Genomic DNA, 12,660 nt, shown 5'->3' with positions numbered 1-12,660 from the left:
CTTACATTGTGTGATGCGCGGGGTTTACTCGTCGAGCTTACCGGTGACGCTGCTTTCCAACGCGCGCACCTGCGCTTCCAGCTGGGCGAGCTTCTCCTCGGCGCGGGCGAGCTTGGCTGCCTGAATGTCGAATTCACGCTGGCTTACCAGCGGCAGCTTGCCCATCGCCACTTCCAGCGCATCGCGCAGGTCACTGCTGATCACTGCCCCCTGTTGTTGCAGCTCACTTAACAACTGTTGCAATTTGTCCCGTGCCACGCGCAATTCTCCACTAAGAAACGGTGATAAAACGAAGCGAAATATTACCGCAGCGGTGTTTTACCACCAAGCGGCGATTGCGGTGCGCCGGGATGGTTCACCCATTGCAGCTTGCACTGCCTCGATGCCCGTCGGTGGTGCGCGTGTCATTTTGGTGCGCACTGTTTTTGCGCAGTTTTTGTGACTGCCCCGTATCCAGGGCCCGAAAAACCTCCAGAAATCCTCTTAACTCACTGATTTTCCGATGACTTTTTAAAGTTGGCACTAAGTCTGCAAGTACCCCTGTGCAAATCGCCCTGGTGACGAAGGCAGGGGATAGGTCTTCAGTGAAGTGCCTGGGCGAGTGCGGTCAGTGCCGTTTCCCCGGCGAGGTCAGTGCCGCAAAACATAAAAATACCAAGACGAGCATTTCACACAGAGATCAAGGAGAACCAAAAGTGGGAATCAAATTTAATAACAAGGTTGCAGCTATCGTATCTGGCAGCGTTCTGGCCATGGCAATTTCCAGCGCCGCAACCGCAGAGGAATCCGGTCCCAGCTTCAGCGCCAATGTTGGTGTTGTCAGCGACTACCGCTTCCGCGGCATTTCCCAGAATGATCGCAATCCGGCGATCCAGGCCGGTGTTGACCTGGACCTGGGTAACGGCGTTTATCTGGGTACCTGGGCTTCCCAGGTAGATTTTGCCTACGGCATGGACGAAACCAAGTTCGAACAGGACTTCTACGGCGGTTACGCCGGTGAAACCGCCGGTGGTGTGGGCTACGACGTGGGCTACATCTACTACGCCTACCACGGCAGTGACTGGGACGAAGATTACCAGGAAGTTTACGGCAGCCTGAGCTTTGGCGATGCGTCTGTGGGCTTTGCCTACTCCGACGACTACTGGCTGCAGAGCGGCGCTTTCTACTACCTGAGCGCTGGCTATTCCTTCAGCCTGGCCAACGATATTTCCCTGGACCTGAGCGCCGGCCTGAACCTGTTTGATGAAGAAATCTTCCTCGACGGCGCCGACTCTTACATCGACTACTCCGTATCCGTAGGCAAAGAGTTCGGTGGCCTGGCCCTGAGCGCTTCTCTGGTAGGTACCGACGTGAGCGACCAGGAATGCTTCTTCACCGATTGGTGTGAGCCGACCGTACTGGCTGGTGCTTCTTACAGCTGGTAATCGACAACCGCGACCTGAGCCCGCTCGATGAGTGGGCTCTTTTCTCAGGGGGAGACCATGAAACTGGTAACCGCAATCATCAAACCATTCAAGCTCGACGCAGTGCGCGACGCTCTGGCAGAAGCCGGAGTCAGTGGCATTACCGTGAGTGAAGTAAAAGGTTTTGGGCGGCAGAAAGGGCATACCGAACTCTATCGTGGAGCCGAGTATGTGGTGGATTTTCTGCCCAAGACCATGTTGCAGATCGCCGTAGAAGACAGCCAGGTTGACGCCGTGCTGGAGGCCATCGGTACTGCGGCGCAAAGTGGCAAGATCGGCGACGGCAAGATCTTTGTTGCAAACCTTGAGCAGGCAATCCGCATTCGTACCGGTGAAACCGGTTCGGAAGCGATCTAAGACTCAGAACAGATTGCCTACAACGATTCTTTGATCAATAGACAAAAAACGACCGGGGTGACTCGGGATAGTTTGGGTTAAACGGAGCGAAAAATGGAAAATCAAATTTTTCAGTTGCAGTACGCAATTGATACATTTTATTTCCTCGTGTGTGGTGCACTGGTTATGTGGATGGCGGCAGGCTTTGCCATGCTGGAAGCCGGCCTGGTGCGTTCCAAAAACACGACTGAAATTCTCACCAAAAACGTGGCGCTGTTTGCGATCGCGTGCATCATGTATCTGGTCAGTGGCTACGCCATCATGTATGACGGCGGCTGGTTGCTGAGTGGTATCGAAGCCTTCAGCATGGATGAAGTGCTGGCAGCTTCTGCCGAAAACGGATTCGACGGCGATTCCGTCTACTCCGGTGCTTCCGACTTCTTCTTCCAGGTCGTGTTCGTTGCTACCGCAATGTCCATCGTCTCTGGTGCGGTTGCCGAGCGCATGAAGCTGTGGAGCTTCCTGGTATTCGCGGTTGTCCTGACCGGCTTCATCTACCCGATGGAAGGTGCCTGGACCTGGGGCGGTGCGGAAGTCTTCGGCCTGTATAACCTGGGCGACCTGGGCTTTTCCGACTTCGCCGGTTCCGGCATCGTACACATGGCCGGTGCCGCTGCCGCCCTGGCTGGCGTACTGTTGCTGGGTGCCCGTAAAGGCAAATATGGCCCGAACGGCGAAATCTTCGCGATCCCCGGTGCCAACCTGCCGCTGGCTACCCTCGGTACCTTCATCCTGTGGATGGGCTGGTTCGGCTTCAACGGCGGTTCCGTACTGAAACTGGGCGATGCCGCCAACGCGCACTCTGTAGCCCTGGTGTTCCTGAACACCAACACCGCTGCTGCGGGTGGTGCGGTCGCTGCGCTGATCACCGGTCGCATCCTGTTCGGCAAGGCCGACCTGACCATGCTGCTGAACGGTGCACTGGCTGGCCTGGTTGCGATCACTGCTGAGCCTTCCACCCCGACTCCGCTGCAGGCAACCCTGTTCGGCGCCCTGGGTGGCATCCTGGTGGTCTTCTCCATCATCACCCTGGACAAGCTGCGCATCGACGATCCTGTTGGTGCCATTTCTGTGCACGGTGTGGTTGGTCTGCTGGGTCTGCTGCTGGTACCGGTTACCAACGACGGCTCTTCCTTCAGCGGCCAGCTGATCGGTGCTGCCACTATCTTCGGCTGGGTATTCGCCACCTCCTTCGCGGTCTGGTTCGCCCTGAAGCTCATCACCGGTATCCGTGTTTCCGAAGAGGACGAGCAGCAAGGTGTTGACTTGGCCGAGTGCGGAATGGAAGCTTATCCGGAATTTATGAGCAAGTAAGCGCTCATAAGATCGCCGCCGGCGCCAGGGAACACTCCCCACCGGCGGTAAAATAATCTTCCGGCACCGGTTTTCGGGCCGGTGCCCGCAAGACAGATAATCAGGGGATAAGCGAATGAAATTGATTACGGCTGTGGTTAAGCCATTCAAACTGGACGATGTGCGCACGGCGCTGTCTGAGGTTGGCGTGCAGGGCATGACCGTGACAGAAGTGAAAGGCTTCGGTCGCCAGAAAGGTCACACCGAACTGTACCGTGGCGCCGAATACGTGGTGGACTTTCTGCCCAAGGTAAAACTGGAACTGGCGGTGGACGACAGCATGGTCGACAGCGCCGTTGAAGCCATTACCAAAGCCGCGCAGACCGGCAAGATCGGTGACGGCAAAATCTTTATCACTGCGCTCGAAGAAGTTATCCGTATTCGTACCGGCGAAACCGGCAGCGAAGCGGTCTGATCAAAGAATCGGACACAGTGTTTTATGAGCCCCGCAATGCGGGGCTTTTTTATGCCTGAAATAAGGCAAACAGGGTACAGCGGTGGTGTGGCAGAAAAAGCCTCTTACCCGTGTGCGTGACGTCTAAATCCTGACGCCTGAAATTGCATAACCAAGCGCGATAAATCGGGCAAAAATCGCACAAAAAAACTCTACTAAAATCGGGAACCTTTTCTGGCAGGCTGGTTAGACACTATCTATAAATATTTCGCCGCAGGAAAGTTTCCGGTGGACGGATCTGGTTTGCAGTTTCGCTTTGGCACTGTCGCCGATGTGAGTCTGAAGAGCAGATCTGCGCAACCGGGTGGAGCAATCCACGCAGGGTCTGCGGCAGCAGGGGTATTCCCTCTGTAACAAGGGGTATCAAGTTACAGGGTATATTGACATGAAAGACGACCAAGCCAGCGCTCGAGCGAAAGACACCGAGGATTTCGCAGAAGAGCGCACCCTATCTTCCCGTCACCGGGCCCGCAGCCAACTGACTGCCGAGGTCGAGGCTTTCCTCGCCCGCGGCGGTGCTATCGATGAGGTAGCGCCGGATGTTACTGCGGATCCACCGCGCAAGCCGCAGCCGAAGTACGGCAGTCGGCCTATCTGACGCAGGCGGACCGTTTGCGGGCAGATAGTTGAAGCCGGTGCACGCCGGCTCGTCGCCCCCGATTCCTCCGCGGGGGTGATGGCGTTGGCTGGCAGGCCGCTGGGCGTAGGTTTTCAGCGGCCTGCTAGACTCCTTCCGTATTTACCCCAATCCCATCCTGTTCGCCCTCTTCCAGTGGGGTAGTGCTTCTGTGTACTCCCTTTGTGTATTTCCGGTGGGCGGGTGCGGGACAGCACGGAGGCTGAAAACCATGACCCGCATGATACGAGTGCTAGCGGTAATCCCCCTGTTGATTAGCTCTGGCGCGACCTTGGCCCAGGATGCCCCACAGGCCGCGCCGAAGCCTGACACCCGGTATGCACCTTACCCGAGCCACAACTTCCCCAACCGGGTGTTCTTCGGCGACACCCATGTGCACACCAGTTACTCCACCGATGCCGGTATGTTCGGCAACCGCCTGGGGCCGGATGCCGCCTACCGCTTTGCCAAAGGCGAAGTGGTTACCTCAAGCACCGGCGTGAAGGCGCGCCTGAAGCGCCCGCTGGACTTTCTGGTGATTGCCGATCACGCGGAAAACCTCGGCCTCTCCCCCATGATTGAAGAATCGGACAAGCGTTTATGGGCGTCGCCCTGGGGCAAGCAGGTGCACGACCTCACCAAGGCGGGTAAGGCTGGCGAGGCGTACGCCATGTGGGGGGAGAAGATGACCGCGAAAGAGGATCCCCTTAAGGGGATTGAAGGCTTGCTGGCGTCCATGTGGCAGCGGCTGACCAAGGCCGCGGATGCGCACAATACGCCGGGTCTGTTTACCGCACTGATTGGCTACGAGTGGACCTCCAGCCCCGATGGCAGCAACTTGCACCGCAACGTGGTTTTCCGGGACGACAAGTCCAAAGCCGACCAGGTGGTGCCGATGTCCGCCTACGACTCGGAAGACCCGGAAGACCTGTGGCGCTGGATGGCCAACTATGAAAAGAAAACCGGGGGGCGTGTGCTGGCAATACCCCACAACGGCAACCTGTCGAATGGCCTGATGTTCGATGACGTCACCCTCACCGCGCGCAAACCGCTGGATCGGGACTACGCCGAGCGACGCAGCAAGTGGGAGCCACTGTATGAGGTCACCCAGATCAAGGGCGACGGCGAGACACATCCGCTGCTCTCGCCCGACGACGAGTTTGCCGATTTTGAGACCTGGGACCGGGGCAGTTTTGCCGCGGCCAAGGAGCCCGACATGCTGCCAAGGGAGTACGCCCGCGAAGCACTCAAGCGGGGCCTGGTGTACGAGAAAAAACTCGGCGCCAGTCCGTTCCGCTTTGGCATGATCGGCAGTTCGGATACGCACACATCCCTTGCCACCACCGACGAAGACAATTTCTTTGGCAAGGCCACCGCAGTAGAGCCCACCGCGGACCCGATCCGGTTCGAGGAAAAAATTACCGGCTATCTGCCGGACCCCAAGGGCCGCGACTATGCGATACGCCATTACGAGGCCAGTGCCTCCGGGCTGGCGGCGGTGTGGGCGCGGGAGAATACCCGTGAAGCGATATGGGACGCGATGGCGCGCAAGGAGGTCTATGCCACCACTGGCTCGCGGATGCTGGTGCGCGTGTTCGCCGGCTTTGGCTTTGCGGCGGATGATTTGAGTCGCCATGATTTTGCCCGCTACGGCTACGCCGAAGGTGTGCCCATGGGCGGCGACCTCAAGCCTTCGGACAAGGCGCCAGGCTTTCTTATCCGTGCCATGCGCGACGCCGACGGTGCCAACCTCGAACGTATTCAGGTCATCAAGGGCTGGCTCGATGCCGATGGCAAAGCACGGGAGCGGGTTTACGATGTGGCGGTATCCGGGGGGCGCAAGATCGGCAGTGACGGGCGTGCCGGCAAGGCCATTGGCAATACGGTTGACGTGGCCAATGCCACCTACGACAACAGCATCGGCGAACCCATTCTGCAGGCGTTCTGGAAAGACCCGGATTTCGAATCCGACCAGCACGCCTTCTACTATGTGCGGGTGCTGGAAATACCGACGCCGCGCTGGACCACCTACGATGCGAAATACTTTGGCGTGAAAGCGCCGGAGGATGTGCCGGCCACTATTCAGGAACGCGCGTATACCTCACCGATCTGGTACACGCCCTGAGTGCGCCCGGCGCATTGACGGGGTGCGTCAGTCCTCGTCGTGCTGGGCGCGGGGGTGCGCCTTGTCGTACACCCGGCTCAGGTGCTGGAAATCCAGGTGGGTATAAATCTGGGTGGTGCTGATATCCGCGTGCCCGAGCAGTTCCTGCACCGCGCGCAGATCGCCGCTGGATTCGAGCATATGACTGGCGAAGGAGTGGCGCAGCATATGCGGGTGTACGCGCTGCTCGGCACCGCCGGCGCGGGCCCAGTGGGCCAGGCGCTGTTGAATCGCGCGGTTGCCGAGCCGCCGGCCCCTGGCACTGGTGAACACCGGGCTGCTGCCGCGGGCGTCGGCGATGCTGGCTGGCGCGTTGCGGCGCCAGTCGGCCAGCGCACGGCATGCGTGCCGCCCCACCGGTAGCAGACGGGTCTTGTTGCCCTTGCCTGTCACCCGCACTTCGCCTCCCTTCAGGTCGATATCCTCCCAGTTGAGCCCGGTCAGCTCCGACAGGCGCAGGCCACTGCTGTAAAACAGCTCGAGTATGGCGCTATCGCGCAGGGCCAGCAGGTCATCGTCAGTGTCGGTATCGGTATCGGTCTTGGTATTGGTGTCGAGCGGGCTCTGCACATACTGCGCGGCGGCGTCCACATCGAGGAGTTTGGGCAGGGTACGCGCGGCCTTGGGCGCGCGCAGCCCTTCCGCCACATTGGCGCTTAGCCAGCCCTCGCGCACGCAAAAGCGCAACAGGGTGCGCACTGCCGAGAGCCAGCGCTGCAGGGTTTTGGGGGAAAGTCCGCCGCGGTGCAGCTGTGCCAGCCAGCTGCGCAGGCGCATCTCGTCGAGGGTGCGGACATCCGTAAGCAGCTCGGCGTCCGCCAGTTGCTGCAGCTTGTCGAGATCGCGGCGGTAACCCGCGAGGGTATTGGGGGAGAGGTTCTTGTGTTGCAGGTGTCGCAGGAAAGCGTCGCTCGCCGCTGCCAGCTGCATCGCATTCAGCTCCGCGCCAGCAGGTCGGGCAGCAGCCGCTCGAGAATCTCCCCGATGTACGACAGGAACAGGGTGTCGAGGCTGGAGCGGTAGTGGTTGGGGTCACTGGAGCCAACGGCGAGCACACCCAGCTGTCCGGCGAGGGGCACCACCGCTGCGGAGGCGACGCGGTCGGCGTGCTTGCCGAACAGGTAGGCGGTTTCCGAGGGCCGCAGGGTGCCGCACACGGTGCGCCCGTTGCGCAGGATGGAGCCAATGGCGGCCTCGGCACTGGTGCGGGCGCTGCTGCGCACATCGCCCAGCTGCTGTCCCGAACCGGGCAGGGGGGCGAACAGGGTCAGGGTGGTGAACTCTACCTTGAAGTCATTTTTGAAGCTGCCCAGCAGCGCGCTGCCGGCCTCGGCCACGGTGCGCGCTTCCAGCAGCGCCAGTACCAGCCGGCGGCTGTGCAAGAACAGCTGGTCGTTGTCCCGGGCATTCTGTAGCAGCTGGTCGAGCCGCTGGCGCATTTCGATGTTGCGCTCCCGCAGCAGGTTGGTCTGGTGCGTCATCAGCGAAACCGTCTTGCCGGATTCCTTGGGCAGCTGGATGCTTTCCAGCAGGTCCATGTGTTCGGCAAAGAAGGTGGGGTTCTGCATCAGGTAGCGGGCCACCTGGCGCGCAAGCAGTTTTTTGCTGCGCTGGCTCTCGCTGTCGGCGGCTTCCTGTCGGTCCAGGCTGGCTTCGACATCGCTGTCGAGCAGTGGGGCATCGCTGTGATCGGTCATGTCGGGTTCGCTGTGATCGGTCGTGGCCGGTATCGCCGATACCGGGCCGTGTTCAGAGTACTATCTGTCCGTGATATACCGCCGCGGTGGGCCCGGTCATGGTAACCGGCTCGCCCGGCCCGGGCCAGTGGATCGTCAGGGTGCCGCCGGGTAGGGTGATCTGGACTTCTTCGTCCACCAGGCCGCGCAGGCGCGCGGAGACCATGGCGGCGCAGGCGCCGGTGCCACAGGCGCGGGTCTCGCCCACACCGCGCTCGAAGACCCGCAGGCGCGCCCGGTCGCGCGCCTCGATCTGCAGGAAGCCAACATTCACCCGGGCGGGAAAGCGCGGGTGGCACTCGATGGCAGGTCCCAGGGATTCCACTGGCGCCTTCAGCACATCGTCTACCAGCAGCACCGCGTGGGGGTTGCCCATGGACACTGCGCCCACGTTGTACACCTCGCCGTCCACTTCCAGCGGGTAGGTTTCCGCCTGGATGTCCGCCTGAAAGGGAATTTCTCCCGGTTGCAGCACCGGTTCGCCCATATCCACACTGACCTGCTCTTTCTCCTGCACCTTCAGTTGGAGAATACCGGCGGCGGTCTCCACCAGGATCTGGTCCTTGCTGGTCAGGCGGCGGTCGCGCACAAAGCGTGCGAAACAGCGGGCACCGTTGCCGCAGTTTTCCACTTCGCTGCCGTCGGCGTTGTAGATGCGGTAGCGGAAATCGACGTCAGGGTTGCGCGGTGCTTCCACCAGCAACAGCTGATCGCACCCGATGCCGGTGTGGCGGTCGGCGATCTGGCGGACTTTTTCCGGTGACAGCTTCACCCGTTGGGTGATGCCGTCGACCATGACAAAGTCATTGCCGAGGCCGTGCATTTTGGTGAATTTAAGCCGCATTCTGATTCTCTTGACGGTGGATGCGCATGCGCCTATCCACCCAACATTCTATCTACAGTCATCCCGTAGGGTGGATAAGCAAAGCGCATCCACCACCCGGGCTCAATCCCTGGCCGGTACCGTCGTCTCACCGCGCACCAGGTCCGCGAGGGTTTCCCGCGCCCGTACCAGGTAGGTTTTGTCGCCGTCCACAAGAACTTCTGCGGCGCGAGCGCGGGAGTTGTAGTTGGAGCTCATGGTAAAACCATACGCGCCGGCGGACAGCATCGCCAGCAGTTGTCCCTGTTCCAGCGCCAGCGGGCGATGTTTGCCGAGGAAGTCGCCGGTCTCGCACACCGGGCCGACAATGTCCCAGCTCTCGGCGGTGGCATTGGACGGGGTAACGGCGACGATATCCTGCCAGGCCTGGTACAGGGCCGGGCGCAGGTTGTCGTTCATGGCGGCATCGACGATGGCAAAGTTGTGCTCGTCGGTGCGCTTGAGGTATTCCACCCGGGTCAGCAGGGCGCCACCGTTGGCGGCGATGGAACGCCCGGGCTCCAGCACCAGCGCCAGGTCGCGGCCGGCCAGTTTTTCTTTTACCGCACCCAGGTAGTCGCTCACTTCCGGCGGTTCTTCACCGCGGTAGCGAACCCCGAGTCCGCCGCCCAGGTCCAGGTGCTTCAGGGTGGTGCCGTCCTCGGCCAGTTCGTCGATCAGCACCAGCAGGCGGTCGAGGGCGTCGAGGAAGGGGGAGATTTCGGTGAGCTGGGAGCCAATGTGGCAATCCACACCCACGGCCTTCAGACTCTGGGAATCGGCGATGCGCGCGTACACAGCGCGGGCGCGCTCGATGGCGATACCGAATTTGTTTTCCTTCAGGCCGGTGGAAATATACGGGTGGGTCTTGGCATCCACGTCCGGATTCACCCGCAGGGACACCGGCGCGGTCACGCCCATCTCGGCGGCGACCGCTTCCAGGCGGTCCAGCTCGCCCTCGGACTCCACGTTGAAACAGTGCACGCCCACGGACAGCGCACGGCGCATTTCATCGGCGGTCTTGCCGACCCCGGAAAACACCACCTTGGCCGGGTCGCCGCCGGCCATGAGGACGCGCTCAAGCTCACCGGCGGAGACGATATCGAAACCCGCGCCCAGTTGCGCCAGCACCGACAGGATGCCGAGGTTGCTGTTGGCCTTGATGGCATAACAGATCAACCCCGGGTGATCGCCCAGTGCATCGGCATAGGCCTGATACTGGCGCTCGTAGTGGGCGCGGCTGTAGACGTAGGTGGGGGTGCCGAATTGTTCGGCAATCTGTTCCAGGCTGACGCCCTCAGCCCACAGGCTTCCCTGCTGGTAGGAAAATTCGTTCATTTGGAGACTGCTTCCGCTTCCGTGTGTTGCTCGGTCTGTTGTTCGGTCTTTTCTTCCGTCCGGGTGCTTTGCTGGGCGTCGACGCTACCCGGCTGGACTGCGCTGCGCGCGGCAGGCGCCGCCGGGTCCTGGGGCAGGTAGAGTGGGCCCTTCTGGCCACAGGCGCTCAACACCAGGCTGACGGCGGCGAGGGCGACCAGTGAAATCAGGGGAGTGCGCATGGGCTTTTACCTGGCTATTACCTAAAGAGTACCCGATGAGTACCGGGACTGTACCGGCCGCGTTCAAGCGGGACGAGAAGACCGGAAAAGCCTGCTAGTATAGCGATCCTCATCCCTTAGCAACACAGTAACAAAAGTAACCGCATTATGACCCAGGCCGCCTCCCAAACCGCCTATAACGCCGCGATCGAAGAAACCCTGATTGCCGTCGAGGACGCGCTCGACGAGTGCGATGTGGATATGGATTACGAGCGCGCGGATTCGGTGCTGACGATTACCCTGGAAGACAACGGCACCCAGGTGATTCTGTCGCGCCAGAGTGCGGTGCAGGAGCTGTGGGTGGCGGCGCGCTCCGGCGGCTATCACCTGAGTTTTAAGAACCCTGGCTGGCTTTGCTCCACTACCGGTGAGGATCTGCCGACGCTGCTGGATCGGGTGTTGAGCGAGCAGCAGGGAGCGCCGGTGTCCCTCGGGCTGTAAACGCGCCCACAAAAAAAGCGGGCCAGGCGCCCGCTTTTTTATTGCCTACCTATTTTTCACCGGCCTATCGCGAAGTGATCAAGGCGCGCGCCCGCGCACAGGCCGCACGCACCTGATTGGGCGCGGTGCCGCCGATATGATCGCGGGCGGCGACGGAGCCTTCCAGAGTCAGCACGTCGAATACATCGTCGCCAATCACATCGGAAAATTTCTGCAGCTCCGCCAGGCTCAAATCCGCCAGGTCGCACTCCTTGTCGATGGCAAACGCCACAGACTGGCCGACGATCTCGTGGGCATCGCGGAAGGCCACGCCCTTGCGCACCAGGTAATCGGCGAGGTCGGTGGCGGTGGAGAAACCCTTGCCGGCAGCGGCGAGCATATTTTCTTTTTTCGGCTTCAGGGCCGGTGCCATATCGGCAAAGGCGCGCAGGCAGTCGAGCACGGTGTCGGCGGCGTCGAACAGCGGCTCCTTGTCTTCCTGGTTGTCCTTGTTGTAGGCCAGCGGCTGGCTTTTCATCAGGGTCAGCAGGGCGATCAGGTGGCCGTTGACGCGCCCGGTCTTGCCGCGCACCAGTTCCGGTACGTCCGGGTTTTTCTTCTGCGGCATGATGGAGGAGCCGGTGCAGAAACGATCTGGCAGGTCGATAAAGTCGAACTGGCTGGAGGTCCACAGCACCAGTTCTTCACTGGCGCGAGACAGGTGCGTGAGCAGCAGGGCACTGAACGCGCAGAATTCGATGGCGAAGTCGCGATCGCTCACAGAATCCAGGGAGTTCTCGGTGGGGGCGTCGAAACCCAGCAGTTCGGCGGTGCGCGCGCGGTTGATCGGGTAGCTGGTGCCGGCCAGGGCAGCCGCACCCAGCGGCGAGCGGTTGACCCGCTTGCGGCAGTCCATCAGGCGATCAAAATCGCGGGTGAGCATCTCGTTCCAGGCCAGCAGGTGGTGGCCGAAGGTGACCGGCTGCGCGGACTGCAGGTGAGTGAAGCCGGGCATGATGGTATCGGCTTCTTTTTCAGCCAGATCCACCAGGCCGGTCTGCAGCCGGGTCAGTTCGCCGGCAATCAGGTCGATGCGGTTGCGCAGCCACAGGCGGATGTCGGTCGCCACCTGGTCGTTGCGCGAACGGCCGGTGTGCAGCTTCTTGCCGGTAGCGCCGATGCGGTCGGTGAGGCGCGCCTCGATATTCATGTGCACATCTTCCAGTGCCACCGACCAGGGGAATGTGCCGGCCTTGATCTCCTCGGCGATGTCCCTGAGGCCGCCTTCGATCTGCTGGAACTCGTCTTCCGTCAAAACACCCACTTCCGACAGCATCTGCGCGTGGGCCAGGGAGCCCTGGATGTCTTCCAGGGCCATGCGCTGGTCGAACATCACCGAGGCAGTGAAGCGCTCCACGAACGCATCGGTGGCTTCACTGAAGCGGCCACCCCACAGCTTGGCTGCGGGGTTGGCGGTAGAGCTCTGTGCGGTGTTTGCGGAGGAGTTATCGTTGCTCATGCTGCCTCTGGTCGAATATGGGTTGGGATATGGAAGTCCACCCGGGATGGCGGTATCTTCCTTGGACGGACACAGAATA

14 protein-coding genes are annotated in these 12,660 nt (G+C 61.0%); 7 read left to right on the top strand and 7 right to left on the bottom strand.

Annotation, left to right across the window (positions count from 1 at the left end; all coding sequences use genetic code 11):
- Window positions 1-24: 24 nt before the first annotated feature.
- Window positions 25-258 (bottom strand): accessory factor UbiK family protein, encoded by a 234-nt coding sequence (locus JF535_RS00910; protein ID WP_206998020.1) that lies wholly within the window; start codon window positions 256-258, stop codon window positions 25-27.
- 437 nt (window positions 259-695) lie between these two features.
- On the opposite strand from JF535_RS00910, the gene JF535_RS00905 reads away from it, so the two are divergent.
- From JF535_RS00905 to JF535_RS00880, 6 genes are all read left to right on the top strand, one after another.
- Window positions 696-1,424 carry a TorF family putative porin gene (locus tag JF535_RS00905; protein WP_340674095.1) on the top strand — a complete coding sequence of 243 codons (729 nt, stop codon included), beginning with the start codon at window positions 696-698 and terminating at the stop codon, window positions 1,422-1,424.
- 57 nt (window positions 1,425-1,481) lie between these two features.
- Window positions 1,482-1,820, top strand: a complete 339-nt coding sequence (locus JF535_RS00900) for a P-II family nitrogen regulator (protein ID WP_206998018.1) — start codon at window positions 1,482-1,484, stop codon at window positions 1,818-1,820.
- Between the two features lie 93 nt (window positions 1,821-1,913).
- The gene (locus JF535_RS00895) at window positions 1,914-3,173 is read left to right on the top strand and encodes an ammonium transporter (protein ID WP_206998016.1); all 1,260 of its coding nucleotides are present in this window, start codon (window positions 1,914-1,916) and stop codon (window positions 3,171-3,173) included.
- 115 nt (window positions 3,174-3,288) lie between these two features.
- Window positions 3,289-3,627, top strand: coding sequence for a P-II family nitrogen regulator (locus JF535_RS00890; protein ID WP_043319767.1), 339 nt, complete (start codon window positions 3,289-3,291; stop codon window positions 3,625-3,627).
- Window positions 3,628-4,051: 424 nt separating this feature from the next.
- Complete coding sequence (locus JF535_RS00885; protein WP_066959506.1) at window positions 4,052-4,264, top strand: hypothetical protein; 213 nt, start codon at window positions 4,052-4,054, stop codon at window positions 4,262-4,264.
- Window positions 4,265-4,514: 250 nt separating this feature from the next.
- The gene (locus tag JF535_RS00880) at window positions 4,515-6,407 is read left to right on the top strand and encodes a DUF3604 domain-containing protein (RefSeq protein WP_206998014.1); all 1,893 of its coding nucleotides are present in this window, start codon (window positions 4,515-4,517) and stop codon (window positions 6,405-6,407) included.
- Window positions 6,408-6,434: 27 nt separating this feature from the next.
- On the opposite strand, the gene xerC is transcribed toward JF535_RS00880, so the two are convergent.
- From xerC to lptM, 5 genes are all read right to left on the bottom strand, one after another.
- Window positions 6,435-7,376, bottom strand: coding sequence for a tyrosine recombinase XerC (xerC, locus tag JF535_RS00875; RefSeq protein ID WP_206998013.1), 942 nt, complete (start codon window positions 7,374-7,376; stop codon window positions 6,435-6,437).
- 5 nt (window positions 7,377-7,381) lie between these two features.
- On the bottom strand, window positions 7,382-8,143 hold the full coding sequence (locus tag JF535_RS00870) for a DUF484 family protein (RefSeq protein WP_082859127.1): 762 nt from the start codon (window positions 8,141-8,143) through the stop codon (window positions 7,382-7,384).
- Between the two features lie 52 nt (window positions 8,144-8,195).
- Window positions 8,196-9,026, bottom strand: a complete 831-nt coding sequence (gene dapF / locus JF535_RS00865; protein ID WP_206998011.1) for a diaminopimelate epimerase — start codon at window positions 9,024-9,026, stop codon at window positions 8,196-8,198.
- 102 nt (window positions 9,027-9,128) lie between these two features.
- Window positions 9,129-10,382, bottom strand: coding sequence for a diaminopimelate decarboxylase (lysA, locus tag JF535_RS00860; RefSeq protein ID WP_206998009.1), 1,254 nt, complete (start codon window positions 10,380-10,382; stop codon window positions 9,129-9,131).
- Entirely contained in the window at window positions 10,379-10,603 is a 225-nt protein-coding gene (lptM, locus tag JF535_RS00855) for an LPS translocon maturation chaperone LptM (protein WP_206998007.1), read from the bottom strand. The genes lysA and lptM overlap by 4 nt, the downstream gene beginning before the upstream one ends.
- A gap of 147 nt (window positions 10,604-10,750) precedes the next feature.
- On the opposite strand from lptM, the gene cyaY reads away from it, so the two are divergent.
- Complete coding sequence (cyaY, locus tag JF535_RS00850) at window positions 10,751-11,083, top strand: iron donor protein CyaY (RefSeq protein ID WP_206998005.1); 333 nt, start codon at window positions 10,751-10,753, stop codon at window positions 11,081-11,083.
- A gap of 64 nt (window positions 11,084-11,147) precedes the next feature.
- On the opposite strand, the gene argH is transcribed toward cyaY, so the two are convergent.
- The gene (argH, locus tag JF535_RS00845) at window positions 11,148-12,581 is read right to left on the bottom strand and encodes an argininosuccinate lyase (RefSeq protein WP_206998003.1); all 1,434 of its coding nucleotides are present in this window, start codon (window positions 12,579-12,581) and stop codon (window positions 11,148-11,150) included.
- Between the last annotated feature and the right edge of the window lie 79 nt (window positions 12,582-12,660).

The sequence above is a fragment of the Microbulbifer salipaludis genome, from assembly GCF_017303155.1.
In the GTDB taxonomy this organism is placed as follows: domain Bacteria; phylum Pseudomonadota; class Gammaproteobacteria; order Pseudomonadales; family Cellvibrionaceae; genus Microbulbifer; species Microbulbifer salipaludis.
Note: the sequence above shows the minus strand (reverse complement) of the source record. Positions and strands in the feature narration are given on the sequence as shown.

Coding starts and splice junctions, on each gene's coding strand:
- JF535_RS00890 (WP_043319767.1), top strand. CDS start 3,289: ATGAAATTGATTACGGCTGTGGTTAAGCCATTCAAACTGGACGATGTG.
- lysA (WP_206998009.1), bottom strand. CDS start 10,382: ATGAACGAATTTTCCTACCAGCAGGGAAGCCTGTGGGCTGAGGGCGTC.
- xerC (WP_206998013.1), bottom strand. CDS start 7,376: ATGCAGCTGGCAGCGGCGAGCGACGCTTTCCTGCGACACCTGCAACAC.
- cyaY (WP_206998005.1), top strand. CDS start 10,751: ATGACCCAGGCCGCCTCCCAAACCGCCTATAACGCCGCGATCGAAGAA.
- JF535_RS00895 (WP_206998016.1), top strand. CDS start 1,914: ATGGAAAATCAAATTTTTCAGTTGCAGTACGCAATTGATACATTTTAT.
- lptM (WP_206998007.1), bottom strand. CDS start 10,603: ATGCGCACTCCCCTGATTTCACTGGTCGCCCTCGCCGCCGTCAGCCTG.
- JF535_RS00885 (WP_066959506.1), top strand. CDS start 4,052: ATGAAAGACGACCAAGCCAGCGCTCGAGCGAAAGACACCGAGGATTTC.
- dapF (WP_206998011.1), bottom strand. CDS start 9,026: ATGCGGCTTAAATTCACCAAAATGCACGGCCTCGGCAATGACTTTGTC.
- JF535_RS00900 (WP_206998018.1), top strand. CDS start 1,482: ATGAAACTGGTAACCGCAATCATCAAACCATTCAAGCTCGACGCAGTG.
- JF535_RS00870 (WP_082859127.1), bottom strand. CDS start 8,143: ATGACCGATCACAGCGATGCCCCACTGCTCGACAGCGATGTCGAAGCC.
- argH (WP_206998003.1), bottom strand. CDS start 12,581: ATGAGCAACGATAACTCCTCCGCAAACACCGCACAGAGCTCTACCGCC.
- JF535_RS00880 (WP_206998014.1), top strand. CDS start 4,515: ATGACCCGCATGATACGAGTGCTAGCGGTAATCCCCCTGTTGATTAGC.